General features: G+C 70.6%; 20 protein-coding genes and 3 tRNA genes. 12 read left to right on the top strand and 11 right to left on the bottom strand.

The window, feature by feature from the left end; all coding sequences use genetic code 11:
• Nucleotides 1-110 precede the first annotated feature (110 nt).
• The 3 genes from OHS16_RS21895 to OHS16_RS21885 all read left to right on the top strand — a co-directional run bounded on the left by OHS16_RS21895 (nucleotide 111) and on the right by OHS16_RS21885 (nucleotide 4,181).
• Nucleotides 111-1,148, top strand: coding sequence for a rod shape-determining protein (locus OHS16_RS21895; protein ID WP_328538929.1), 1,038 nt, complete (start codon nucleotides 111-113; stop codon nucleotides 1,146-1,148).
• Between the two features lie 74 nt (nucleotides 1,149-1,222).
• Nucleotides 1,223-2,674 carry a GAF domain-containing sensor histidine kinase gene (locus OHS16_RS21890; protein WP_328538928.1) on the top strand — a complete coding sequence of 484 codons (1,452 nt, stop codon included), beginning with the start codon at nucleotides 1,223-1,225 and terminating at the stop codon, nucleotides 2,672-2,674.
• Nucleotides 2,675-2,750: 76 nt separating this feature from the next.
• Complete coding sequence (locus OHS16_RS21885) at nucleotides 2,751-4,181, top strand: acyl-CoA synthetase (protein ID WP_328538927.1); 1,431 nt, start codon at nucleotides 2,751-2,753, stop codon at nucleotides 4,179-4,181.
• A 12-nt stretch (nucleotides 4,182-4,193) separates the two neighbouring features.
• On the opposite strand, the gene OHS16_RS21880 is transcribed toward OHS16_RS21885, so the two are convergent.
• Nucleotides 4,194-5,432, bottom strand: coding sequence for an MFS transporter (locus tag OHS16_RS21880; protein WP_328540934.1), 1,239 nt, complete (start codon nucleotides 5,430-5,432; stop codon nucleotides 4,194-4,196).
• Nucleotides 5,433-5,745: 313 nt separating this feature from the next.
• Here OHS16_RS21880 and OHS16_RS21875 point away from each other — a divergent pair, with 313 nt between their 5' ends.
• Nucleotides 5,746-6,057: a hypothetical protein gene (locus tag OHS16_RS21875; protein WP_328538926.1), complete on the top strand. Its 312-nt coding sequence runs from the start codon at nucleotides 5,746-5,748 to the stop codon at nucleotides 6,055-6,057.
• Between the two features lie 272 nt (nucleotides 6,058-6,329).
• Entirely contained in the window at nucleotides 6,330-6,749 is a 420-nt protein-coding gene (locus tag OHS16_RS21870; protein ID WP_328538925.1) for a TOBE domain-containing protein, read from the top strand.
• A gap of 103 nt (nucleotides 6,750-6,852) precedes the next feature.
• Here OHS16_RS21870 and OHS16_RS21865 read toward each other — a convergent pair whose 3' ends face one another.
• The 5 genes from OHS16_RS21865 to OHS16_RS21845 form a co-directional block, all read right to left on the bottom strand.
• Nucleotides 6,853-7,374 carry a molybdopterin-dependent oxidoreductase gene (locus OHS16_RS21865; RefSeq protein ID WP_328538924.1) on the bottom strand — a complete coding sequence of 174 codons (522 nt, stop codon included), beginning with the start codon at nucleotides 7,372-7,374 and terminating at the stop codon, nucleotides 6,853-6,855.
• A 152-nt stretch (nucleotides 7,375-7,526) separates the two neighbouring features.
• Nucleotides 7,527-7,934, bottom strand: a complete 408-nt coding sequence (locus tag OHS16_RS21860) for a TOBE domain-containing protein (protein ID WP_328538923.1) — start codon at nucleotides 7,932-7,934, stop codon at nucleotides 7,527-7,529.
• A gap of 396 nt (nucleotides 7,935-8,330) precedes the next feature.
• A tRNA-Ile gene (locus tag OHS16_RS21855) sits at nucleotides 8,331-8,407 on the bottom strand.
• Between the two features lie 181 nt (nucleotides 8,408-8,588).
• Nucleotides 8,589-8,661 (bottom strand) — tRNA-Asn (locus tag OHS16_RS21850).
• A gap of 5 nt (nucleotides 8,662-8,666) precedes the next feature.
• Nucleotides 8,667-8,739: transfer RNA gene (locus OHS16_RS21845), tRNA-Asn, on the bottom strand.
• Nucleotides 8,740-8,913: 174 nt separating this feature from the next.
• Between OHS16_RS21845 and OHS16_RS21840 the strand changes: the two genes are divergently transcribed.
• The 4 genes from OHS16_RS21840 (at nucleotide 8,914) to OHS16_RS21825 (ending at nucleotide 14,501) form a co-directional block, all read left to right on the top strand.
• The gene (locus tag OHS16_RS21840) at nucleotides 8,914-9,213 is read left to right on the top strand and encodes a YtxH domain-containing protein (protein ID WP_328538922.1); all 300 of its coding nucleotides are present in this window, start codon (nucleotides 8,914-8,916) and stop codon (nucleotides 9,211-9,213) included.
• A gap of 61 nt (nucleotides 9,214-9,274) precedes the next feature.
• The gene (locus OHS16_RS21835; RefSeq protein WP_328538921.1) at nucleotides 9,275-10,720 is read left to right on the top strand and encodes an FGGY family carbohydrate kinase; all 1,446 of its coding nucleotides are present in this window, start codon (nucleotides 9,275-9,277) and stop codon (nucleotides 10,718-10,720) included.
• A gap of 125 nt (nucleotides 10,721-10,845) precedes the next feature.
• Nucleotides 10,846-12,579 (top strand): ABC transporter ATP-binding protein, encoded by a 1,734-nt coding sequence (locus tag OHS16_RS21830; RefSeq protein WP_328538920.1) that lies wholly within the window; start codon nucleotides 10,846-10,848, stop codon nucleotides 12,577-12,579.
• Nucleotides 12,579-14,501 carry an ABC transporter ATP-binding protein gene (locus OHS16_RS21825; protein WP_328538919.1) on the top strand — a complete coding sequence of 641 codons (1,923 nt, stop codon included), beginning with the start codon at nucleotides 12,579-12,581 and terminating at the stop codon, nucleotides 14,499-14,501. Before OHS16_RS21830 ends, OHS16_RS21825 begins: the two co-directional genes overlap by 1 nt.
• 66 nt (nucleotides 14,502-14,567) lie before the next feature.
• On the opposite strand, the gene OHS16_RS21820 is transcribed toward OHS16_RS21825, so the two are convergent.
• From OHS16_RS21820 to OHS16_RS21800, 5 genes are all read right to left on the bottom strand, one after another.
• Nucleotides 14,568-15,812, bottom strand: coding sequence for an RNA polymerase sigma factor (locus OHS16_RS21820; RefSeq protein ID WP_328538918.1), 1,245 nt, complete (start codon nucleotides 15,810-15,812; stop codon nucleotides 14,568-14,570).
• Between the two features lie 128 nt (nucleotides 15,813-15,940).
• The gene (dnaG, locus tag OHS16_RS21815) at nucleotides 15,941-17,854 is read right to left on the bottom strand and encodes a DNA primase (RefSeq protein ID WP_328538917.1); all 1,914 of its coding nucleotides are present in this window, start codon (nucleotides 17,852-17,854) and stop codon (nucleotides 15,941-15,943) included.
• A gap of 185 nt (nucleotides 17,855-18,039) precedes the next feature.
• On the bottom strand, nucleotides 18,040-19,302 hold the full coding sequence (locus OHS16_RS21810) for an NAD(P)/FAD-dependent oxidoreductase (RefSeq protein ID WP_328538916.1): 1,263 nt from the start codon (nucleotides 19,300-19,302) through the stop codon (nucleotides 18,040-18,042).
• 153 nt (nucleotides 19,303-19,455) lie between these two features.
• The gene (locus OHS16_RS21805; protein ID WP_328538915.1) at nucleotides 19,456-20,736 is read right to left on the bottom strand and encodes a deoxyguanosinetriphosphate triphosphohydrolase; all 1,281 of its coding nucleotides are present in this window, start codon (nucleotides 20,734-20,736) and stop codon (nucleotides 19,456-19,458) included.
• A gap of 139 nt (nucleotides 20,737-20,875) precedes the next feature.
• Nucleotides 20,876-21,673, bottom strand: coding sequence for a sirohydrochlorin chelatase (locus OHS16_RS21800; protein ID WP_328538914.1), 798 nt, complete (start codon nucleotides 21,671-21,673; stop codon nucleotides 20,876-20,878).
• 223 nt (nucleotides 21,674-21,896) lie between these two features.
• On the opposite strand from OHS16_RS21800, the gene OHS16_RS21795 reads away from it, so the two are divergent.
• The 3 genes from OHS16_RS21795 to OHS16_RS21785 all read left to right on the top strand — a co-directional run bounded on the left by OHS16_RS21795 (nucleotide 21,897) and on the right by OHS16_RS21785 (nucleotide 25,495).
• Complete coding sequence (locus OHS16_RS21795; RefSeq protein ID WP_328538913.1) at nucleotides 21,897-22,484, top strand: dihydrofolate reductase family protein; 588 nt, start codon at nucleotides 21,897-21,899, stop codon at nucleotides 22,482-22,484.
• A gap of 113 nt (nucleotides 22,485-22,597) precedes the next feature.
• Entirely contained in the window at nucleotides 22,598-23,263 is a 666-nt protein-coding gene (locus OHS16_RS21790) for a SanA/YdcF family protein (RefSeq protein ID WP_328538912.1), read from the top strand.
• A 132-nt stretch (nucleotides 23,264-23,395) separates the two neighbouring features.
• Nucleotides 23,396-25,495, top strand: a complete 2,100-nt coding sequence (locus tag OHS16_RS21785) for a molybdopterin oxidoreductase family protein (RefSeq protein ID WP_328538911.1) — start codon at nucleotides 23,396-23,398, stop codon at nucleotides 25,493-25,495.
• The last annotated feature ends 38 nt before the right edge of the window (nucleotides 25,496-25,533 follow it).

Raw genomic sequence — 25,533 nt, 5'->3', positions numbered from 1 at the left:
TACCCGACCGGCGCAGCCCAGCGCGCGCACGGCCTTTCGGCCGCGCACCATTACGAGGAAGGGCCGGCCGTCGCCGGTGCTCCACCCAGCGCCTTCCGGGAGATCCCGTCGTGACCGTGAGTCTTGAGCAGTTGCGCCGTTGCCAGGTGGCCGTCGACCTCGGGGCCGCCAGGACCCGGGTGTACGTGAAGGGCACCGGGCTCGTCGTGGACGAACCCAGCTGCGCCGCGGTCAACGTCCGTACCGGCGCTCTGATCGGCGTCGGCGCGTTCGCCGAGCAGATGACCGGCCGTACCCCCCAGTACATCCGGGTGGTCCGCCCCGTCAGCGGCGGCACCGTCGTCGACATCGACATGGCCAGACGGATGCTGCGCCAGCTGCTCGGTGACAAACTCCGACGCAAACTGCGCCGGACCCCGATGCTGCGTGCGGCGGCCTGCACCCCGCACGAGGCCGATCCGCTCGCCCAGCGCGCGACGGTCGAGACCCTGGTCGGACTCGGCGCCCGCCGGGTCGAGCTGGTCGACACGCTGATCGCGGCCGCGGTGGGCTGCGGGCTGCCGGTGGAGCAGCCGACCGCCACCATGATCATGGTCTGCGGTGCGGCCACCACCCAGATCGCCGTGCTCTCGCTCGGCTCGATCGTCACCGCCGAGCGGGTCCCGGTCGGCGGTGAGGCGATCGACCGGGCGATCATGCAGCACCTGCGCGAACACCACGAACTGCTGCTGTCGACGCAGTCGGTGCGCCCGCTGCAGATGACCCTCAGCGGCGCCGGCCTCTCCCCGCACGGAACCCCGACCACCTCGATCCATGGACGCGATGTGATCACCGGGCTGGCCCGCACGGTGGACGTGGACACCGCGGCGATGCGGGAGGCGATCCACAGCCCGCTGACGGCCGTGATCGACGGAATCGGCAGAGTGCTGCGTGAGTGCCCGCCCGATCTGGTCGCCGACCTCGTCGACCGCGGAATCATAATGGTCGGTGGCAGCGCACGGCTGCCCGGCCTCGACCAGATGCTGCGTGATGCCACCGGAATGCCGGTGCACATCGCCGAACGACCCGACGTCTGCTCGGTGCTCGGCCTGGGTTCGATGCTGGAGGGAAAGATCCGGCAGAAGGTCCTCGACCCGCTGAACGACTGACCGCGGAACGACCGACCGCTGTCCGCTCATCGGCCACGCGGCGGACGGCGGGTGAGGGAAACCGGGGTGACACGATGAGCGACGACTCACGGCTCCCGATGCTTCTCGAAGCGGTGGCGGGCGTCGGCACCGGCCTCGGTCTGCGGGCCACCCTCCAGCACATCGTGGATTCGGCGGCAGACCTGACGGGCGCACGCCACGGTGTCCTGGCGGTGGTCGACCCGGAGCGCGACAGGCTCAGCGACGTGTTCTCGACCGGCAGCGCCGGCGAGGCCCTGATCAGTCTTCCCGTCGACTCACCCGGGCTGCTGCGGGTGCCCATCCAGGTGGACGGCGAGACCTTCGGTGCCGTGCGCCTCTCAGGGAAACGGGACGGGGCCTTCGACGCGGACGACGAGGCGCTGCTGAAGGTCCTGGCAGCCCAGGCCGGCCTGGCGATCGGCAACGCCCGGCTGTACGAGACGGCCATGCTGCGGGAGCGCTGGATCAAGGGGGCCGCCACCGTCACCAACGCCCTGCTCACCGGTGAGACCGCGAACGACGCACTGACGACCGTGGCCGAACAGGCCCGCAGTCTCGCCGATGCGGTGGCAGGTGTCGTACTGCTGCCCACCGAGACCGGCGGCATGGAGATCGTCGCGGCGTCCACCTTCGACGACCCGGGCGACCTGGTGGGCACCACCATCGAGCCCGGCTCCTCCGTCCTTGTCCAACTCCTCGGCGGTGAACCGGTGTTCATCGGGGACTCGTCGACCGATCCCCGCATGACCACTCATGTGAGGGCGCGTTTCGGGCCGAGCATGATGATTCCGCTGCAGAGCGGCGGCAAGCTGATCGGGACGCTGGCGCTGCCCCGGCGGCGCAGCTCCCGGCCGTACAGTGACGTGGACCGTACGCTGGCCATGCAGTTCGCCTCGCAGGCCGCGCTGGCGCTGGTACTCGCCGACGCACAGCAGAACCGGGAGCAGCTCGCGGTGTACGAGGACCGCGACCGGATCGCCCGTGATCTGCACGATCTGGTGATCCAGCGGCTCTTCGCCACCGAGATGATGCTGGAGTCCACCCGGCGCCGGGCCAACGGCGCGGACCTCGGGGAACTCATCGGCAGGGCCGTGGACGAACTGGACTCCACCATCCAGGACGTCAGGACCGCGATCTTCGCCCTCCAGCAGCCACCGGCCCGGGCACCGTCCACGCTGCGCGGCCGGGTACTGCGCGAGACGGAGGGAGCGGGCGTGCTGCTGGGCTTCATCCCATCGGTGCGCTTCCTCGGCCCGGTGGACTCCCGGATCCCCGACACGATGAGCGGTGAACTCCTGGCCGAGCTGCGCAGGGCGCTCGCCCTGGCCCACCGGGCGGCGAACGTGTCGCACATAACGGTGGTGATCGACGCACGGGCACAGACCGTGCGGATGACCGTCACCCATGACGGGACATCGGAGACACCGGACGCCGAGGGCGGCACCAATCCGGCGGTCTGGGAGGCACCACCCGAATCCCCGCGGCCCGGCACGCCGCTGCCTTGAGACCGACCGGCCAATGGCGCGTGGCCCCGGCCCCGGGACGCCGCCCCCGTGTGCGGGTCGGTCTAGGGTGCGGGGCATGACCGTCCTTCTCCCTGCCCTGCACCCCACGTCCGGCCGGGAGGCCGTACGCTTCGGCGCGCGCACCCTGTCCTACGGCGAACTGGCCGCGGCCGCCGGAACGCTGGCCTCCCGGATCACCGGCGCCGGACGCGTCGCGGTGTGGGCGACACCCACGCCCGAGACGGTGGTCGGAGTGGTGGCCGCACTGCTGGCCGGAGTTGCGGCCGTACCGCTGAATCCGAAGACTGGCGAGCGGGAGCTGGCGCACATCGTGTCGGACAGCGCGCCGACCGCGGTGCTGGCCGGAGCGGGCGAGGAACTGCCTGCCGGACTCGCGGGGCTGGACCGTATCGGTATTCCGCTCACGGGTCCGCCTTCCGCGCTGCCCGCCGAGCCCTCCCCGGAGACGCCCGCGCTGATCGTGTACACCTCCGGCACCACCGGACCGCCGAAGGGCGCCGTACTGCCGCGCAGGGCCATCGCTTCGACGCTGGACGCGCTGGAGGAAGCCTGGCGGTGGACGGCCGACGACGTCCTGGTGCACGCCCTGCCGCTGTTCCATGTCCACGGTCTGATCCTCGGCATCCTGGGACCGCTGCGACGCGGCGGATCCGTACGCCACCTGGGCCGGTTCTCCGCGGAAGGTGTCACAAGGGAACTGCGCTCCGGAGCGACCATGCTCTTCGGGGTGCCGACGATGTACCACCGGCTTGCCGAGTCCCTCGAAACGGACCGGGATCTGGCCGGAGCGCTGGCACGGGCCCGCATTCTGGTGTCCGGCTCCGCGGCGCTCCCCGTGCACGACCACCAGCGGATCACGGCGGCGACCGGCTGCCGGGTGATCGAGCGGTACGGCATGACCGAGACCCTGATGCTGTGCTCCGAATCCCCGGCCGGGGCGGGCACCGCGTCCCCGCCCGGCACCGTCGGTGTTCCGCTGCGCGGCGTCGAGCTGCGCCTGGCGGACGAGGCCGACGGCATCGGCGAGATCCAGGTGCGCGGACCGAATCTCTTTCTGGAGTATCTGAACCGGCCGGACGCGACGGCGGCCGCGTTCGACGGCGACTGGTTCCGTACCGGCGATCTGGCGGCCGTCGACGAGCAGGGCCGGGTCCGGATCGTCGGCCGGAAGGCAACCGATCTGATCAAGAGCGGCGGCTACAAGATCGGTGCCGGCGAGATCGAGAACGCGCTTCTCGAGCATCCAGGGGTCGCCGATGTGGCTGTCACCGGCGAGCCCGACGCGGATCTGGGTGAGCGGATCGTCGCCTGGATCGTTCCCGGGGACCCGCAGTCCCCGCCGGGAGAAACGGAGCTGGCGGACCATGTGGCCCGGCGGCTGTCACCGCACAAGCGCCCGCGCACCGTCCGGTATCTGTCCGCGCTGCCTCGCAACGAGATGGGGAAGATCCTCAAACGGTCGCTGGCCGGTGGCGCCGGAGTGTGACGGACGAGAGCGCTACGGCTGCGGCGACCTGGCGTCGTAGCGCAGGAAGTTGCGGCGGCCCACAAAGGCCAGCAGGGCGACCGCCAGAACACAGGCGATGCCGCCACCGACGACCGCGACGGTCGGGGTCGACAGATCTCCCGCCGATCCGGCGAGGAAGTCGCCGAGTCGCGGGCCGCCCGCCACCACCACGATGAAGACCCCCTGCAGCCTGCCGCGCATCTCGTCGGGCGCCGCCACCTGCATCATGGTGTTGCGGAACACCATCGACACGGTGTCCGCGGCTCCGGCCACCGCGAGGAAGAACAGCCCGAGCCAGATGTTCCTGGTCAGTCCGAACACCGCCACGGCGAGCCCCCACCCTGCGACGGCGCAGACGATGGCGAGACCGTGCCGCCTGACGCCGCTCAGCCAGCCCGAGAAGACCCCGCCGAGCAGTGCTCCCACCGCCGGCGCCGCGACCAGCAGCCCGGTCGTGCGGGCATCGCCCGCGTACCAGAGCACGGCAACGGCGGGAAAGAGCGCCCTGGGCTGGGCCAGGATCATGGCGCAGAAGTCGGAGAAGAACGTCATGCGCAGATTGGGACGCGTGGCAAGGAAGCGCAGTCCGTCCAGCACCGATGCCCGGCGCCCGGCTCCGGCCGCCCGGTCCGGAAGCATCGAGGGCAGCCGCCACATCGCGTACAGCGCGGCCAGGAAGGAGAGCGCGTCGACGAGATAAGCGGCCTGGTAGCCCCAGAAGCCGACGATCAGTCCACCGAGCATCGGCCCGAGCAGCATTCCGGAGGTCCCGGTCATCGAACTCAGCGCGTTGGCGGCAGGCAGCTGCTCGGCCGGCACCAGCCGGGGCATCATCGCCGATCTGGCCGGTGCGTTGAGGGCCGCGCAGACGGACTGCAGCGCCACGATGCCGTAGAGGAACCAGACGTGGTGGAGGCCGGAGAACGCGGCTGCCGACAGTCCGGCCGAGAGGACTGCCGAACCGATGGCGCTCCAGAGTCCCAGTTTCCGCCGGTCCAGAGTGTCGGCGACGGCTCCTCCGTAGAGACCGAAGGCGACCAGCGGCACCAGGGAGAAGAGCCCCACCAGGCCGACCGAGAAGCTCGAGCGGGTCAGGTCGTACACCTGGAGGGAGATCGCCAGTGCGGTCATGCCCTGACCGATCCAGGAGACCGTGTTGCCGAACCACAGCCGCCGGAAATGGGGTGAGGTGCGCAGCGGGGTGAGGTCGGCGAGTATGCGCCGGCGTATCGGCTGTCCCTGAGGCGGGTCCTGGGAGGGGTCCCGGGGCGGAACCTGGGGCGGGCTTGTCTGGGTCACACAGGATGCTAACCGCTTTCCCTCTACATCTACGTGGCACCGGCGGCCCCGGCCTATCGGTACCGGCAGTCGCGGACCGAACGGACCGGCCACCGAGTGAGCAATTCCCCTCCGCCGTAAGGAAGTTGCCCGCAAAGTGGTCTAGACCTGCGGCGGTTTGTGGGCCATAGTGGGCCTCGGCCCGGCCGGCCGCCCCTTCACCCGGCTCGTCAGTCCTGAGAGCATCCGAGAGAGAGATCCCCCCATGCGCGTGAAGACTCTGCTGGCCCTGGCGGCATGCTCGGTGACCGCGGCAGGCATCCTGGCCGCCGCCCCCGCGGCCCAGGCCGCGAGCCTCCCCTGCAACCTCGGCGGCAGCGGCAGTTCCGCCTCCGCCACCTGCTACAGCGGTTCTTCGTACACCTGGCGCCTGGTCGTCGACTGCAATGACGTGAGCAACGTCAGGTGGCCGGTCACCGTGACCACGCTGTACGGCGACTGGCACACGGGCGACGGCACCGAGAGCCTGTCCTGCGACGGCTCGCTGCGCGCGATCGGGCGCCTGGAAGCCCGCTGACCGCTTTCCCTTCCCCGCTTCTCCGCGCACGGGTGGCATTCCGTCCGTGCGCGGAGGCGAGCCGGGACCGCCGCCCGGCCCGGTGGCACGGACGGCCTGTGCGGCAGAACAGTCCATGCCGCCCCGCATATGGGGCACATCCCGCCCGCCCGGCTGCCACATGCGACCCGCACGGCAGAACCACAGATCACTGTTTCTGAGCACCGCGGCTAGAGTGCGGAGTACACACGACGCAAAGCTGTACATTCCACTCCGCGTGCGAGGCGTTCACCATGAGCTTGAGCATCCGCAATCAGCTGCCGGGCACCGTTGCCGGTGTCACCCCCGGAGAGGTCATGGCCACCGTCAAGGTCCGGCTCGACAGGGGTCAGGAGATCACCGCGGCGATCACCCTGGAGGCCGTTCGGGACCTCGGCATCGCCGAGGGCTCGCCGGTACGTGCCCTGTTCAAGTCCACCGAGGTGTCGCTGGCCACCGGCTCCGTCACGGGCCTGAGCATCCGTAACCGCCTCCCAGGGACGGTCGCGTCGGTCACCACGGGTGGAGCCATGGCCGGTGTCAAGATCGCCGTCGACGGCGGCGAGCTGACGGCGGCCATCACCCGGGACGCGGTCATCGATCTCGGCCTGACCTCCGGCTCCGCGGTGACGGCGCTGATCAAGTCCACCGAGATCTCCCTCGCCACCGGCTGAGGACGGCCCACGGCCGGGAACTGCCACCTGCCGGGCACCACCCTCATGTGCCGCCGGTGCTGGAGACCCCCGGGGACGCGGGGGCCTCCAGCGGCCTGTCGCGCTACCGGAAAGGCAGCGAAGGCGTCAGCGGCAGCGGCGGCCGCCCGGGAAACGTGCAGGCCCCGACCCAGACACCGGTGATCGCGCTGACGTAGCGGGCTCCGCAGCGGTCGGAAGGCACCACCAACTGGCTCCCCTCCAGATCAAGCGCCCGGCCGTCCATGACGGTGGCCAGCAGGACCGGGGAATCACCGAAGTCGGTGTCGATCTCCGCCCAGGAGAGCACCGCGTGATGACCGTCGCCACCCGTGACGGCCAGCAGGAACCGGGAACGGTCCTTGCGCCGGGCGGCGTCGAAGGACGGCCGTGCGTCGCCGACGACATCCCGCAGCAGCGGCCCCTCGAAACTGTGGTGCTGCGGTCCGTTCTTGCTGCACTCGAACACCACATCGGCCCGGTGCTGCCCCCAGCCGGCCCGCAGGTCCGCGACGCTCAGCGCGGCGGGCCGCGCCAACTGCCCGCCGACCAGCAGACGTCGGGAGTGTTCGGATGCGATACGGGACGGCGTGCCGAGTCCACTCATCAGGGTCCCCTCCAGCGGTCAACGCGGCGGCTGCTCCACCGTCATGCCCCGCCCGCCGATGGATGAACCACACATGCCAGCCGATGAGTCGACTACTCCTGGCTTTTGTGAGGCTCAGACCCGCATCGCCGGGTATCCACGACCTGCCCGCCTCAGCTCGGCGCACCGGGCCTGTCGACGTGTACATGTGTCGACTTCACGCGTGCGGTGGCCGTCGCACCGACCACGATTCCCAGTTCGTCGACCGCCTCGCGGCTCACCAGCGACACCAGGCGGTGCGGCCCCGACTGGATTTCCACCTGGGCGACCACATCGTCGACGGTGACCGCCGTGATGATCCCGGCGAACGAGTTCCGTACGGATGTCCGGGCCTCGCCGGGCACCGGATGCAGGCCTGCGGCGCGGTCCTTGGCGAAGGCGGCCAGGCTCACCCCGTCGATCATCCGGTTTCCCGCGCCGTCCCGGTCCATCGCGATCTGACCGCCGTCGGCCCAGCGGCGTACGGTCTCCGAACTCACACCCAGCAGACTCGCTGCGCGGCCAATGCTGTAGGACGGCATCCCGGCACTATAGGTGTCGCCGTACGGCCCTCATGGAGCGAGTGTTCCGGAGCAGGACCTCCGCACTTCCCCGGCCGGCGGTCCCGGCCGCGCCACCGCGGCGAAGTACCCGCTCCGAGCCGCCTTGGCGGACCGGCGGAAGAGGCGCCGGAGGACCGTTGCGCCGGCGTAACGGGGCGCGGCCCTCGGCAGTGGGGCCGGTGCCGGACAGCTGACGCCCTGTCGGATGTCCGCGAAGGGGGCCGTACGAGGGATATTCGCCCCGCCGCCTGCCGCGCGTCCTCAGCATGGCCCCCCGGCCGTGCCAACATGATCAGGAAAGACCGCCGAGGCCCTCTCGTGTCCGCTTCCGACCAGCCGAGACGCTGGTCAGAACGTTTCTTCGAGCACGCTGAGTGGTGGGGCGGGTGGGACTCGAACCCACGGCCGACGGATTATGAGTCCGCTGCTCTAACCGGCTGAGCTACCGCCCCATTACGGCGTGGCGCGTACACCTGTGCGCGCCGTCTGCCGCAGCATAGCCGCTCATACGATCTCCTGCCTCGGATGGTCGGCATCGCTCAACCATGAGGACTCCGTCGCAGGCCGGACGGTTCCATCAGGGCGGGGACCGCACACGAAAAAGGGCCCCGAGGGGCCCTTCTCCGTCTTCTGCTCCCCCGACTGGACTCGAACCAGTAACCCTCCGGTTAACAGCCGAATGCTCTGCCAATTGAGCTACAGGGGACCGCGCTCCCCCGACTGGACTCGAACCAGTAACCTGCCGGTTAACAGCCGGCTGCTCTGCCAATTGAGCTACAGGGGAATGCTGCGTTGCACCGAACGTACCCAATCCGGACCGTCCCGGGGGGCGTGTGCTCGCTGCGACACATACATTAGCGCAAGCAGGGGGGTGCTCCGCCAATCGGTTCCGCCCCCGGGTGATCACGCGTGATCCGGGTAGGCGGGCAGCATCAGCGCAAAGGGAAGGGTGGCAGCCATGCGGTACAAGCTCACGTTCGTCGTTGGACTCGCTCTCGGTTACGTGATCGGCACGCGGGCGGGCCGCGAGCGGTATGAGCAGTTGAAGAAGTCGGCCCGCCAGGTGGCGCAGAACCCGGCGGTGCGCAACGCGGCCGAGTCCGCGGCGCACAACGGGCGCGACGTGGCGGGCAAGGCACTCCACTCGGTGAGCGAGAAGGTCGGGGACCGGATGCCCGAATCGGTGGCCCAGCGGGTCCGCTCGCTGCGGGAGCGCAACGGCGTCGTCGAGGACGACTGGGGCACCACGAACACCTGACCTGTGACCTGAGGCGGTCCCGTAACCCCCGGGGGCACCCGATGTGCGGCACAATCTGACCATGGGGATAGTCGCCGGTCTTGACAGCTCGTCCGCGTTCACCCGCATCGTCGTCTGCGACACGGACACGGGCGCCGTGCTGCGCCAGGGGTACGCGCCGCACCCGGTCGAGGCGAAGTCGCACGAGGTCGATCCGCAGGTGTGGCTGCTCTCGCTCGGCGAGGCGGCCGCCGGCGGCCTGCTCGAAGGCGTCCAGGCCATCGGTGTGTCGGCACAGCAGCACGGTCTGGTCCCACTGGACCGGCAGGGCAATCTGGTCGGCCCCGCGCTGGTCGGCAACGACAAGCGGGCTCAGGTGGCCGCCGCTGATCTGATCGACGCGCTCGGCAGCCGTTCGGCCTGGGCGGAGGCAGTGGGATCGGTACCGCAAGCCTCGCAGCCGGTGGCCAAGCTGCGCTGGCTCGCCAAGCACGAACCCGATGCGGCCGCCAGGATCACCGCACTGCTGCAGCCGCACGACTGGCTGGTGTGGCAGCTGCTGGGGCGGCCGGCACGGCGGACCACCGACCGGGGCGCGGCCTCCGGGACCGGCTACTGGTCGGCGGCGACCGGCTCCTACCGTCCCGATCTGGTGGAGCTCGCGCTGGGACACCAGGCGGCGGTACCGGAAGTGCTGGGACCGTCCGACGCCGCGGGGACCACCCCCGAGGGGCTGCTGATCTCCGCGGGTACCGGCGAGACCATGGCAGCGGCGTTCGGACTCGGCGTATCGACCGGAGACGTGGTCGTGTCGCTCGGGGCTTCCGGCTCGGTGATGGGCGTGCATCACGAGGCGCTGACCGATCCGACCGGGATGATCACATCCTTCGCCGACGCGACCGGGATGCATCTTCCGGTCGTCCATACACTCAACGCCGTCCGGGCGTTGCGCGGCACCGCCGAACTGCTCGGCGTCGACGACCTCGGCGCGCTGTCCGCGCTTGCGCTGACCTCCACCCCCGGCGCCTCCGGGCTCGTGCTCCTTCCGTATCTGGAGGGCGAGCGCACCCCCCAGCTGCCGCACACCGCCGGCACCCTGTCCGGACTGCGGCGCGAGTCGATGAAGCGGGAGCATCTGGCGCGGGCGGCCTTCGAGGGCATGCTCTGCTCGCTGGCGGACGCGATGGACGTGCTGAGGGACCGCGGGGTCGAGGTGCGCCGGGTGTTCCTGCTCGGCGCGGCCGCCGAACTGCCCGCCGTGCAGGCCGCGGCGCCGGCGATCTTCGGCGCACAGGTCGTCGTCCCGCAGCCGGCGGACTACGCGGCGGTCGGCGCCGCCCGGCAGGCGGCGTGGGCACTCGGTGTGTCCGAGGGCACACTCGGCCCGCAGGCTCCGCCGGCCTGGCAGGGGGCGGCCGCACAGATACTCGAACCGGGCGACGATCTCCCCGTCGGGCAGGCGGTACGCAAGCAGTACAGCGCGATCCGCGACCAGATCCACCCCGGAGCCTTCGGCTCCTCTTCCTGACTCCCGGGCTTCTTGACCGGCCCTTGGGGAAAAGGGTTCGATTTCGGGTTCCCGTGTGTCGGAAACTGGGTCTCCGTGCCCGAGCCCCCGGCCCGATCCTGCCTGCCGACCCCGAGAGACAGCGCGTGCTCATAAAAATTCTGCGGACCTACCTGCGTCCGTACAAGAAACCGATGGCCCTGCTGGTGCTGCTACAGCTGTTCCAGACCTGCGCCACTCTCTACCTGCCCACCCTCAACGCGGACATCATCGACAACGGTGTCGTCAAGGGAGACTCGGGTTACATCCTGGGCTTCGGCGGCCTCATGATCGCCATCAGTCTCGTTCAGGTCGGCTGCAACATCGGGGCCGTCTACTTCGGTGCCCGGACCGCTGCCGCGGTCGGCAGGGACATCCGTGCCGGGGTCTTCGACCGGGTGCAGTCCTTCTCGGCCCGTGAGGTCGGGCACTTCGGTGCGCCGTCCCTCATCACCCGTACCACCAACGACGTCCAGCAGGTCCAGATGCTGACGCTGATGGCGTTCACTCTGATGGCCTCCGCGCCGATCATGTGTGTCGGCGCCATCGTCCTGGCGCTCGGTCAGGACGTGCCGCTCTCTCTCGTGCTGATCGCGGTCGTCCCGGTGATGCTCGTCCTGGTCTCGCTGATCATCCGGCGGATGCGTCCGCTGTTCCGGAAGATGCAGGTGCGGCTCGACACGGTGAACCGGGTGCTGCGCGAGCAGATCACCGGCAACCGGGTCATCCGCGCCTTCGTGAAGGACGACTACGAGAAGGGCCGCTTCGAGGGGGCCAACACCGAGCTGACCGAGGTCTCGCTGGGGACAGCGCGGCTGATGGCGCTGATGTTCCCCACTGTGATGACCGTGGTCAACATCTCGTCGATCGCGGTGGTCTGGTTCGGCGCGCACCGCATCGACAGCGGTGCGATGCAGATCGGCGCGCTCACCGCGTTCCTCGCCTATCTGATGCAGATCGTGATGTCGGTGATGATGGCCACCTTCATGTTCATGATGGTGCCGCGCGCCGAGGTGTGTGCCGAGCGCATCCAGGAGGTGCTCACCACCGATTCCAGCGTGGTACCGCCGCTGCAGCCGGTACGGGAACTGGCCAGGCACGGCCATCTTGAGATCCGCGGCGCCGGGTTCAAGTACCCGGGCGCCGAGGCCTCCGTACTCAGGGAGGTCGCGCTGCAGGCACTGCCCGGTGAGACCACCGCGGTCATCGGGTCGACCGGCAGCGGCAAGTCGACGCTGCTCGGCCTGGTGCCGCGGCTGTTCGACGCCACCGGCGGGGAAGTGCTGGTGGACGGCACCGATGTGCGGAAGATCGACCCGGTGCTGCTGGCCAGCACCGTGTCGCTGGTCCCGCAGAAGCCGTATCTCTTCTCCGGCACCGTCGCGACGAACCTGCGCTACGGGAACCCCGACGCCACCGACGACGACCTGTGGCACGCGCTGGAGGTCGCGCAGGCCAGGGACTTCGTCGCGCAGCTCGATGGCGGGCTGAACGCCCCGATCTCGCAGGGCGGGACCAATGTCTCCGGCGGGCAGCGGCAGCGTCTGGCGATCGCCAGAACACTGGTGCAGCGCCCGGAGATCTATCTCTTCGACGACTCCTTCTCGGCGCTGGACTACGCGACCGACGCGGCGCTGCGTGCCGCGCTGCGCCAGGAGACGTCCGAAGCGACGGTGGTGATAGTCGCCCAGCGCGTCTCCACCATCCGTGACGCCGACCGGATCGTCGTCATGGACGAGGGCCGGGTCGTCGGTACGGGGCGCCATCACGAGTTGATGGCCGGCAATGAGACATACCGGGAGATCGTGCTCTCCCAGCTCACCGAGGCGGAGGCGGCCTGATGGCGGGTCCTGGTGGACGCATGATGGCAGGGCCCGTCCAGAAGTCCACGGACTTCAAGGGGTCGGGCAAACGGCTGCTGCGGATGCTCGCGCATGACCGCCCGGCCATGTTCACGATGCTGACCGCGGTCATAGGCAGCGTCGCGCTCTCGGTGGTCGGGCCTAAGATCCTGGGCCGGGCGACCGACCTGGTCTTCTCCGGGATCGTCGGCCGGCAGTTGCCGAAGGGCATCACCAAGGCGCAGGCGCTCCAGGGGCTGCGCGACCGCGGCCAGGGCGGGATGGCCGACATGCTCGGCGGCATCAGCTTCACGCCGGGCCAGGGCATCGACTTCACCGAGGTCGGCAAGGTCCTGCTCCTCGCGCTCGCGGCCTTCGTGTGTGCGGGACTGCTGATGCTGGTGGCCACCCGGATGGTGGCGCGGATCGTCAACCAGACCGTGTACCGGATGCGCGAGGACATCCAGGGGAAGCTGTCGACGCTGCCGCTGTCGTACTACGACAAGCAGAAGCGCGGCGAGGTGCTGAGCCGCACCACGAACGACGTCGACAACATCGGCCAGACCATGCAGCAGACGATGGGCCAGCTCATCAACTCGCTGCTGACCATCATCGGTGTGCTGGTGATGATGTTCTGGATCTCCTGGATCCTCGCCCTGGTCGCGCTGGTGACGGTGCCGCTGTCGGTCGTGGTCGCGACGCGGGTCGGCAAGCGGTCACAGCCGCAGTTCGTGCAGCAGTGGAAGGTGACGGGCAAGCTCAACGCCCACATCGAGGAGATGTACACCGGTCACGCCCTCGTGAAGGTCTTCGGACGGCAGGACGAGTCGGCCGAGGCCTTCCGCGAGCAGAACGACGCCCTGTACGACGCGAGCTTCAAGGCGCAGTTCAACAGCGGGATCATGCAGCCGCTGATGATGTTCGTCTCGAACATCAACTACGTGCTGGTGGCGGTCGTCGGCGGTCTGCGGGTCGCCACCGGCTCCCTGTCGATCGGTGACGTGCAGGCCTTCATCCAGTACTCGCGGCAGTTCTCGATGCCGCTGACCCAGGTCGCCTCGATGGCGAACCTGGTGCAGTCCGGTGTCGCGTCCGCCGAGCGGATCTTCGAACTGCTCGACGCCGAGGAGCAGGCGCCGGACTCCGTGTCCGCAGGCCGGCCCGACGATCTGCGCGGCAGCATCTCGCTGGAGAAGGTCTCCTTCCGCTACGAGCCGGACAAGCCGCTGATCGACGATCTTTCGCTGTCGGTCGAGCCGGGCCACACGGTGGCGATCGTCGGTCCGACCGGCGCGGGCAAGACGACTCTGGTGAATCTGCTGATGCGGTTCTACGAGGTGACCGACGGCCGGATCATGCTCGACGGCGCCGACATCGCGAAGATGTCACGCGAGGAACTGCGTTCGGGTATCGGCATGGTGCTCCAGGACACCTGGCTGTTCGGCGGCACCATCGCGGACAACATCGCGTACGGGGCCTCCCGCCAGGTGACCCGCGAGGAGGTCGAGGAAGCCGCCAGGGCTGCCCATGCCGACCGCTTCATCCGCACCCTGCCGGACGGGTACGACACGGTGATCGACGACGAGGGCACGGGGGTGAGCGCGGGCGAGAAGCAGCTGATCACGATCGCGCGGGCCTTCCTGTCCGACCCGGTGATCCTGGTGCTCGACGAGGCGACCAGCTCGGTCGACACCCGTACCGAGGTGCTGATCCAGAAGGCGATGGCGCGGCTGGCGCACGGACGCACCAGTTTCGTCATCGCGCACCGGCTGTCCACGATCCGTGACGCCGACGTGATTCTGGTGATGGAGAGCGGGGCCATCGTCGAGCAGGGCTCGCACGACGAACTGCTGGCCGCGGACGGCGCGTACGCGCGCCTGTACGCCGCACAGTTCGCGCAGGCCGTGGTGGAGGTCGAATGACGGCGGGCCGTGGTCCCCGGCGCCCGCCGGGGACCACGGCCCTGCTCCGGGGCCGAGCGCCCCTTCTCAGTCCAGGTAGCCGCGCAGCTGGTCGGCCAGGGCGTGGTCGCGCAGCTTGTTGAGCGTCTTCGACTCGATCTGACGGATCCGCTCCCTCGTCACGCCGAAGATCCGGCCGATCTCCTCCAGCGTCCGCGGTCTGCCGTCCTCCAGCCCGTACCGCAGCTGGACGACCTTCCGCTCCCGTTCGCCCAGCGTGGACAGCACCGCCTCCAGATGCTGACGCAGCAGGAGGAAGGCCGCCGACTCCACGGGCGACGCCGCGTCGCCGTCCTCTATCAGGTCTCCGAGGGCCACATCGTCCTCCTCCCCCACCGGGGTGTGGAGGGAGACCGGCTCCTGGGCGAGCCGCAGGACCTCGCCGACCCGCTCGGGGGTGAGTTCGAGCTGGTCCGCGACTTCCTGCGGGGTGGGTTCGTAGCCGCGTTCCTGAAGCATCCGCCGCTGCACCCTCACCACCCGGTTGATCAACTCGACCACGTGGACGGGGACTCGTATCGTCCGCGCCTGGTCCGCCAGGGCCCGGGACATGGCCTGGCGGATCCACCAGGTCGCGTAGGTGGAGAACTTGTAGCCGCGGGCGTAGTCGAATTTCTCAACCGCCCTGATCAGGCCGAGGTTTCCTTCCTGGACCAGATCGAGCATGGTCAGACCCCGCCCCACATAGCGCTTGGCCACCGAGACGACCAGGCGCAGGTTGGCCTCGATGAGGCGGCGCTTGGCCATCCGGCCCATGACCACCAGCCGGTCGAGGTCGACGGCGAGCCGGGAGTCGAGGTCGCTGGCACCGGCGAGGCGTTCCTCGGCGAAGAGACCGGCTTCCACACGGCGGGCCAGGTCCACCTCGTCCGCCGCGGTGAGCAGGGGGATGCGGCCGATCTCGCGCAGGTACTGACGGAAGAGGTCGGACGTCGGGCCGGCGGTGTCGGCGGCCCTGGCACGGGGCGGTCCTGGACCGTCCGCCGGGTCCTCCGTCACGACCTCGGCCGGGGGCCGGTCCCCCTCGGCGGCGGGCCCGGTTCCGGGAGCGGGCGAGGCCGGTTCCCGTCCGGGGACTGCCGGGGCCACTTCGGTTTCGGTCAGGGTCCGGGTCTGCACGGGGGCGGCCTCCAGGATGACTGCCGGTTCGGGGGCGTGCGGCAGCGGGACATCGGCGGCCGGGCCGCCTTCCGTCCCGTACTCGATGAGCGGGTCCGCGGGAGCCGGTGGCCCACTGCCGGTGGACCGGCCGTACTCCGAGGACTCAGACACCGCAGTCCAGTGTGGGGTACGACACATCGCCGCCACGAGGGGCGTGCGGTGACTTTCTGAGTCCGCCCCGTGACCCGGCGGTTACGGGGCAGGCGGGGGGGCCGGAGCCCCGTCGGGAAAGGCCCGGGTCAGAGTGCCTCGGCGCCGCGGTTGCGCAGCGAGCGGCCGTACTGCTGGAGCGTCCAGAGTTCGTTCTGCACGGCGGCGTACTGCTCGGCGTCGCCCTGTGTGGAGGCCCGGGCCAGAGTGCCCTGGACCTCCATGACCCGGCGGTCCACCGCGCGCAGCCGGACATGGACCAGCTGCTCGCCCGCGTACACCTCGTCCACCGTGCGACGCATGATCGCCTCGACGGCGAGCTCGGTCACCACGGCGCGGACCACGTCGTCCGGCGCGGCCTCGCGCACCCGGGTGAGATAGGCGGAGGAGTCGGTGATGCCCTGATCGGCACCACCCGCCTCCATGATCGCGAGTCGTACGGCCGCGTAGGGCGGGGCGGTGAACTCGTCGATGCCATAGGCGTCGAAGGCCGGTGAGACCAGCTCGGGCCGCTGGAGCGCGAGCTTGAGCAGTTCACGCTCGGTGCGGTGCGCGGGGCTGCGGAGGTTGAGCGCGGGGCCGCTGAACCCGGCGGGCGGCGCCTGGACCCGCTGCTGGGCGGTGTCGCCGCGGGCGGAACCGCGCGAGGGGCCCGGCCCGCCGCCCCGGCCGCGGGCCCACTGCGCCAGCTGGCTGATGCGTTTGACCACGAACTGGGTGTCCAGGATGCCGATCATGCCGGCCAGCTGGACGGCGACCTCGTGCTGCGAGGCGCTGTTCTTGATCCTCGCCACCACCGGCGCGGCCTCGTCGAGCGCCGCGGCCCGGCCGGCCGGGGTCTCCAGGTCGTAGCGGGAGATGATCTGGCGCAGCGCGAACTCGAAGAGCGGGGTGCGCGGTTCGACCAGGTCCTGCACCGAGCCGTCGCCCTGGGCGAGCCGCAGATCGCAGGGGTCCATACCGTCGGGAGCGATGGCGATGTAGGTCTCGGCCGCGAACTTCTGATCGTCCTCGAAGGCGCGCAGAGCGGCCTTCTGGCCGGCCGCGTCACCGTCGAAGGTGAAGATCACCCGGGCGCTGCCGTTGTCCATCAGAAGCCGGCGGAGGATCTTGATGTGGTCGGTGCCGAAGGCTGTGCCGCAGGTGGCGACCGCGGTGGTCACTCCGGCCAGGTGACAGGCCATGACATCGGTGTAGCCCTCGACGACCACCGCCCGGCTCGACTTGGCGATCTCCTTCTTCGCCAGGTCGATCCCGTACAGCACCTGCGACTTCTTGTAGATCGCCGTCTCGGGGGTGTTCAGATACTTCGGGCCGTTGTCGTCGTCGCGCAGCTTGCGCGCACCGAATCCGACGACTTCGCCGCTGATGTCCCGGATCGGCCACATCAGCCGGCCCCTGAAGCGGTCGATGGGCTTGCCGCCCCGGGTCTCCTGGGCGAGCCCCGATGCGAGCAGCTCCTTGTCGGAGAACCCCTTGCCGCGCAGGAAGCGGGTGAGATGGTCCCAGCCCGCGGGGCTGTAGCCGACGCTGAAATGGGTGGCCGCCGCCTGGTCGAAGCCGCGCTCGGCGAGGAACTTGCGGCCGGTCTCGGCCTCTGCGCTGTCCAGCTGGCCGATGTAGAAATCCGCGGCGGCCCGGTGTGCCTCGACCAGCCGGATGCGCTCGCCGCGCTGGCTGTTCGGGGTGTAGCCGCCCTCCTCGTACCGGAGGGTGATGCCCGCCGTGCCGGCCAGCCGCTCGACCGCCTCGCTGAAGGAGAGGTGGTCGATCTTCATGATGAAGGCGAGGGTGTCCCCGCCCTCCTGGCAGCCGAAGCAGTGGAACAGGCCCTTGCTGGGACTGACCTGGAAGGAGGGGGACTTCTCGTCGTGGAAGGGACAGAGGCCCTTCAGATTCCCGCCGCCGGCGTTGCGCAGCTGGAGGTACTCGGAAACGACGGCGTCGATCGGGACCGCGTCCCGGACCGCCTTCACATCGTCATCGTTGATCCTGCCTGCCACGCATGAAGTCTACGGTCCGGGTCGGACACCTTGTGCGGGCCGTCCCGGACCGCCCGCCCGGCTGTCGGTCCGTACGGGATCCGGGCCTTCCCCGGAAGACGGGGGCGTCCGGTGATGACGGTCCAGGGTTCACCGCTGAAGCGGCCCCGCCCCCCGGGGGCGGGGCCAGGACGCCGGGTGCCGGGTCAGCTGCCGAGGGTCTCCAGGCCGACCGAAGGGTCGGCGACCGCTTCGGGGTCCAGCTGCGCGCCGGAGCGGATCAGCCGCTGGAGCTGGTCGGTGACGTCCCACACATTGACGTTCATCGCGGCCAGCACCCGGCGGTCCTTCATCCAGAACGCGATGAACTCCCGCTTGCCCGCATCGCCCCGGATGAGTACCTGGTCATAGGCGCCCGGCGGCGCCCAGCCCGAGTACTCGAGGCCCAGGTCGTACTGGTCTGAGAAGAAGTACGGGATCCGGTCGTACGACACCTCCTGGCCGAGCATCGCGCGCGCGGCTGCGGGACCGCTGTTGAGTGCGTTGGCCCAGTGTTCGACGCGGAGCCGGGTGCCGAGAAGCGGGTGCTGGACGGCCGCCGCGTCGCCCGCCGCGTAGATGTCGGGGTCGGATGTGCGCAGTGAGGCGTCGACCGCGATGCCGCCCCCGTGTCCGCGGTCGGTCATCTCGAGGCCCGCCGCCTCGGCGAGCGAGGTGCGCGGCGCGGCGCCGATCGCCGCGAGTACGTCATGGGCCGGGTGTTCCGTGCCGTCGTCGGTCTGGACGGCCAGGACCATGCCGTCCTGCCCGGTGATCTCGGTGAGGCGGGCACCGAAGTGGAAGCGGACTCCGTGCTGGGCGTGCAGATCGGTGAAGATCTGGCCGACCTCCGGACCGATGACCGAGTGCAGTGGCGTCTGGTTCGGCTCCACGACGGTGACCTCGGCGCCGTAGCCGCGCGCTGCCGCGGCCACCTCCAGGCCGATCCAGCCCGCGCCGGCGATCACCAGGTGTCCGTTGTCGCGTCCCAGGGACGCGAGGACCTGCTTCAGCCGGTCGGCATGGGCGAGCCGGCGCAGATGATGGACGCCCGCGAGGTCGGTGCCGGGGATGTCGAGGCGCCGCGGCTCCGCACCGGTGGCCAGCAGCAGTTTGTCGTAGTGGATCGCGGTGCCGTCGCCGAGCCGTACCGCCTTGGCGTCGCGGTCGACCGTGACGACCGTCTGGCCGAGGTGCAGTTCGATGTCCGCCTGTGCGTACCAGGCCGGTTCGTGGACGTAGACGCTGTCCCGCTCGTCCTTGCCCGCCAGGTATCCCTTGGAAAGGGGTGGGCGCTCATAGGGGTGGTCGCGCTCGTCCCCGATGAGGATCACGCGACCCGTGAACCCATCGGAGCGGAGGGTTTCGGCGGCCTTCGCCCCCGCGAGCCCTCCGCCGATGATGACGAACGTCTGATGTGCGTCGACCACTTGATGCCTCCTTGTAGTGCTGGCGCCACTGGGAGCGTCCCGCACGGCGTGTGATGGGGGAAGAGGGTGTGAGGTGTTGAGGCTCACGCACGGTCAGGAATGGCCGGTCATGATGGCATGCCGCCCCGTCCTGCTGTCCATCGGGACCGCGTTTCAGTGACGGCCGGTCAGTCGCGCGTGCAGAGAACGTGCCGACGCGTCGGTCAATGAGCCGATCTGGTCGACGATCACCCGTTTGCGGCCGCGTTCGCCGGACGCCGCTTCGAACAGCGCCCGGAACTGCGGGTCCAGGCCGTCCGGTGCGCGGGTGGTGAGCGCCGCTGCGAGCTCGGCGAGGACGATGCGCTGGTCGACGCGGAGCAGCTCCTGTTCCTCGCGCTGCATGACGTAGCGGTCGGCGAGTGCCTTGAGTACGGCGCATTCCAGCCGTGCACCGTGCGGGACGACGAGTTCGGCCGCGTATCTGGTGAGCGGCCCGTCGCCGTACGCCCGGCGGGTGGCGGTTTCGGCGGCCAGACAGAAGCGGCCGATGAGCTGGCTGGTCGCGTCCTTCAGCCGCGCCTGCGCGACAGCCGTCCCGTCGTATCCGTGCGGCCACCAGTCCTGGGCGAGGAGCCGGTCGAGCGCGGCTGCGAGCTCTTCGGGTTCAGTGTCCTCCGGTACGTAGCGGCCGATGGCCACCGCCATGATCTCGGCCCGCTCCGGCCCGGAGTTGAGGCAGTCGGGGTCGATGTGCCCGGCGTGCAGCCCGTCCTCGACATCGTGGACGGAGTACGCCACGTCGTCCGACCAGTCCATGACCTGCGCCTCGAAACACTTCCGGTCCGCGGGGGCGCCCCGTCTCGCCCACTCGAAGACCGGCAGGTCGTCCTCGTACACCCCGAACTTCCCGGAGCCCGGTTCGGTGGGGTGCGCGCCGCGCGTCCAGGGGTACTTGGTGGCGGCGTCCAGGGCGGCGCGGGTGAGATTGAGTCCCGCGCTGACCAGTTCCCCGCTGTCCGGGTCGCGCACGAATCTCTTGGGCTCGAGGCGTGTCAGCAGCCGCAGCGACTGCGCATTGCCCTCGAAGCCCCCGCAGTCCTCGGCGAACTCGTTGAGCGCCAGCTCCCCGTTGTGGCCGAACGGCGGGTGCCCCAGGTCGTGGGCGAGACAGGCCGCTTCGACGAGGTCCGGGTCGCAGCCGAGTGCGTCACCCAGCTCCCTGCCGACCTGGGCGCATTCCAGGGAATGCGTGAGGCGGGTGCGCGGGCTCGAGTCCCAGACGGAACTGCGGGAACCGGGTGTCACCACCTGGGTCTTGCCCGCGAGACGGCGCAGCGCGGCGGAGTGCAGCACCCGCGCGCGGTCGCGCTGAAAGGCGGTCCGGCCCGGTCGCTTGTCCGGCTCGGTGTCCCAGCGTTCGAAGTCGGTCGAGGTGTACGCGGTGCCTGCCATGCCCCGACAGTACTGAGTTTCCGTCGACCGGTGCGGCTGGGGCAGGAGTCCGGCGCGCGGCGGGACCACGGCCGGTGCGGTGCGCGCCCGGCCGGCGCGCAGCGGTGCGCCGGCATCGTGGCCGGCGGGATCCGTCCCCTCAGGCAGCGGCCAGGCGACGCTGCCGCGTGGCCACCGGGCTGTGCAGCGCCCGGTCGTAACGGTGCAGCAGCAGACGGGCGACGGCGGGGTGCGCGCCGAGCGGGGCGGCGGCGATCCAGGGCGCCGCCCCGGCGCTCTGGGTGGCGAAACGGCCGGGGGCGGTGAAGTACGAGGCGACGGCCACCCGGTGCCGGCCGCGGGCGGCGAGCGCCCGCACAGCGTCGGGCACCGCGGGTGACCTGGTGGAGGCGTACGCCGGTACGACCGGCACTCCCCCGAGCCGCTCGCTCAGCATCCCGGCCGTGCGGCGGACGTCGGAGGCCGACGCCGGGTCACGCGAGCCGGCCGCGGCGAGTACCACCCCGGCGGACCGGGACCCGTGGTCCGCGGGGCGCCAGCCCGCTTCGACGAGCCGTGCGTACAGCGCCTCGACCACCAAGGGGTGCGGCCCCAGCGGATCGGCGAAGCGGGTGTGCAGGTCCGGGGCGGTGGCGGCGGCCCGGGGGATGTCGTGGCTGACGTGATGGCCACGGCTGAGCAGCAGCGGGACCAGGACGGCGGCGCGTACCGGGCTGCTCCCCCGCCCGCCGCCGCTTTCGTCCGTCAGGCCGGCGAGTGCGGCGGGCAGCAGGGGTTCGTTCAGTTCGATGTGGCCCAGGTGCACGGAGAGCCCTGGGCGCAGTTCCCGTACCCGTTCCATGAGCGTCCGTACGGTGCGCAGGGCCCGCGGGTCACGGCTGCCGTGCGCCACGGCGACGAGGGCGGGGGCTGGGGCGTGCACGGACGTCCGGTTCATGGGGCCGATCCTGCCCGGCCGAGATTGCCGGCTCGTTGCCCGGCGGTCACGGGCGTTTGTCGCGGACCTCCCGGGCCGCCCGCGGCGGTCGTGCCCCGCTCCGTCGCGCCGGTGGCCCGGCGGCGGTGCCCCGGAGAGCCGCCGGACCTCCGGTAGCCGGACCGTCCCCGGTGGAGGAACGTGGGAACGAGCCCACGGGACGGCCCTACGGAGGAACAGACCGATGTCGAAGGTGATCGCCAATATGACCATGTCGCTCGACGGGTTCGTCTCGCACCCCACCGACGGCGTCGACCACCTCTTCCAGTGGTACGCGAGCGGGGACGTCCCCGTCCGCACCGCGGATCCGAAGATGACGTTCCGGTTGTCCGCCGCGAGTGCCGAGCGCATGAACCGGGCGTTCGAGGGGATCGGGGTGCTGTTGTACGGGCGGCGCACGTTCGACGAGTCGGGCGGCTGGATCGGCGGCCACCCCATGGGCAAACCGGTCATCGTCGTCACGCACAGCATTCCGGACGGCTGGCCGCGCGCCGACACACCGGTCACCTTCGTCACCGACGGGCTCGAGAGCGCGATGGCGCAGGCCAAGGCGACCGCCGGCGACAAGGCTGTCGCCGTCGGCAGCGCCGACCTCACCCAGCAGTGCCTGAATCTGGGGCTGCTCGACGAACTGCAGATCGACCTGGTGCCGCTGCTGCTCGGCGACGGAATCCGCTTCCTCGACCACATCAGCAAGACCCCTCTGGTGTTGCAGGAGCCGTCGGTGATCGAGGGGAGAGGAGTGACACATCTGTCGTACCGCGTGCGTTGACCCCGCCGGGGCGGCGCGGTGGCAGGGTCGGTGGCGGGGTCGGTGGCGGGCCGAACCGAACGCCTGCCCGGAGCGTCTCTGACGACGACACGGCCACCACCGGGGGGACTTTCATGCGCAGGCCACAGCTGCCGAGAACGCGACGCGGGAAACGACTGGCCGTCCAGGCGGTCGTGCTGGGGTGTGTGCTGGCGCTCGCGCCGGCCACCTGGGTGTTCGCGGTCGCCGGCAGCCGGGTGCGGACGGCGGCCGATGTGCCGGCGGCCGATGTCGCCGTCGTGTTCGGCGCCGGGCTCCGGGAGGGCCGGCCATCGCCGTACCTCGCGCACCGGCTGGACGCGGCCGCCGCGCTGTACCGGGCGGGCAAGGTCCGGGTGGTACTCGTCACCGGGGACAACAGCCGCAAGGACTACGACGAACCGGATGCGATGCGGGCCTATCTGGTCCGGCAGGGTGTGCCGGGCCGGCAGGTCGTCGGTGACTACGCGGGATTCGACACCTGGGACTCCTGTGTCAGGGCCAGAAAGATCTTCGGGGTCGACCGTGCGGTGCTGGTGAGCCAGGGATTCCACATCCGGCGGGCGGTTGCCCTCTGCCGGGCCGCGGGCATCGACGCGTACGGCGTGGGGGTCAGCGATGTGCACAACGTGACCTGGTACTACGGCGGAGCACGTGAGGTCTTCGCGGCGGGGAAGGCCGCGCTGGACGCCGCGTTCAAGCCCGATCCGCAGTTCCTCGGCCCGCACGAGCAGAGCGTCGCCCGCGCCCTGAAGCGGTGAGCCGCGCAGGTCGGGGCCATCGGGCGGCTCTCCACTTCCTCACAGCCCCCGGAACGTTGCGCTGAGGTCGGTGTACCCGGTGCGTAATGCGTCGTCGCCTGAGCCGTAACACCGCGGATGCAGGCTCGTCCCATGTCCACAGGCATCTCCGCGACCACGGCGACCCACTGCCCGTACTGCGCCCTGCAGTGCGGGATGAACCTGCGGCCGGGGGCCGGCGGCCTCGAGGTGGTGGAGCGCCCGGACTTCCCGGTGAACCGGGGGGCGCTGTGCGGCAAGGGGCGTACGGCTCCCGCCGTGCTCTCGCCCGCGGTGCGGCTGACCGAGCCGCTGGTACGCCGCACGGCCACCGGCAGGCTCGAACCGGCCGGCTGGGACGAGGCGCTGGGGAGGATCGCCGAGGGGCTGCGGCGCACCCGGACCGAGCACGGCGCGGATGCCGTCGGGGTCTTCGGCGGCGGCGGGCTCACCAATGAGAAGGCCTACGCCCTGGGCAAGTTCGCCCGGGTCGTCCTGGGCACATCGCAGATCGACTACAACGGCCGCTTCTGCATGTCGTCCGCGGCCGCCGCCCACCAGAAGGCGTTCGGGCTCGACCGCGGTCTGCCGTTCCCGCTGGAGGACATCCCTCGCACCGGCTGCGTGATCCTGGTCGGCTCCAACCTCGCCGAGACCATGCCGCCCGCGCTGCGGTACCTCACGGAGCTGCGGGAGAACGGCGGCCTGCTCATCGTCGTCGACCCGCGCCGCACCCGTACCGCCGAGCAGGCAGATCTGCACCTGGCCCCCCGGCCGGGCACCGATCTGGCGCTCGCGCTGGGCATGCTGCACGTGCTGATCGCCGAGGGCCGCACCGACGACGACTTCATCGCGGCGCGGACCACCGGCTGGCAGGACGCGCGGGCAGCGGCGATGGCGCACTGGCCCGAGATGGTGGAGCGGATCACCGGTGTTCCACTCCCCCGGCTCCGGGAGGCCGCGCGGATGTTCAGCGAGGCGGAGTCCGCGATGGTCCTCACCGCGCGCGGCCCCGAGCAGCAGTCCAAGGGCACCGATACCGTCGGCGCCTGGATCAACCTGTGCCTCGCCGCCGGAAAGGCGGGCAGGCCGCTGTCCGGGTACGGCTGTCTCACCGGACAGGGAAACGGCCAGGGTGGCCGCGAACACGGCCAGAAGGCAGACCAGTTGCCCGGTTACCGCAAGCTCACCGACCCGGCGGCGCGACGTCATGTCGCCGGGGTGTGGGGCGTCGATCCGGACACTCTGCCGGGGCCGGGGCGCAGCGCGTACGAACTGCTCGACGCACTGGGCGGAGACGTGAAGTCCCTGCTCCTCATGGGGTCCAACCCGGTTGTCTCCGCGCCGCACGCCGCCCATGTCGAGGGCCGGCTGCGGGCATTGGACTTCCTCGCGGTGGCGGACGTGGTGCTCTCCGAGACGGCGGCGCTCGCCGATGTCGTTCTGCCGGTGGCGCAGTGGGCCGAGGAGACGGGGACGACCACGAATCTGGAGGGCAGGGTGCTGCTGCGCCGCGCCGCGCTCCCGGTGCCGGCGGGGGTCCGCAGCGATCTTCAGGTGCTGCACGGCCTGGCCGGGCTGCTCGGCCACAAGAAGGGGTTCTCCGCCGCGCCCGAGGAGGTGTTCGACGAGCTGAGGCGTGCCTCGGCCGGCGGGGGCGCCGACTACTCGGGGATCAGCTACGCCCGCATCTCCGCTGAGGACGGCGTCTTCTGGCCGTGTCCCGGCGAGCGGCACCCCGGCACGCCCCGGCTCTTCCTCGACCGGTTCGCCACCCACGACGGCCGCGCACGGTTCGCCGCGGTATCGCACCGGCCGGCCGCCGAGGAGCCGGACGCGGACTTCCCGTTGTTCCTGACCACGGGGCGGGTGGTGTCCCAGTACCAGTCGGGCGCCCAGACCCGGCGGGTGGCCGAACTCAACGCGGCGGCGCCCGGCCCCTTCGTGGAGCTGCATCCGCGGCTGGCGGACCGTATCGGCGCGGTGAACGGCGAGCCGCTGACCGTGACGTCCCGCCGCGGACAGGCCGTGGCACCGGCCCGGATCACCGACACGATCCGCCCCGACACCGTCTTCATGCCCTTCCACTGGCCGGGCGCGGGCCGCGCCAACACCCTCACCAATCCGGCGCTCGACCCGGTTTCCCGGATGCCCGAGTTCAAGGTGTGCGCGGTACGGGTGGAGCGGGAGCCGGACGCACCGCACACCCCGTAGGGCCTCGGCTTTCCGCAGCACCCGCGCCCCTGAAGGGC

The sequence above is a fragment of the Streptomyces sp. NBC_00344 genome (assembly GCF_036088315.1).
In the GTDB taxonomy this organism is placed as follows: Bacteria; Actinomycetota; Actinomycetes; order Streptomycetales; family Streptomycetaceae; genus Streptomyces.
Note: the sequence above shows the minus strand (reverse complement) of the source record. Positions and strands in the feature narration are given on the sequence as shown.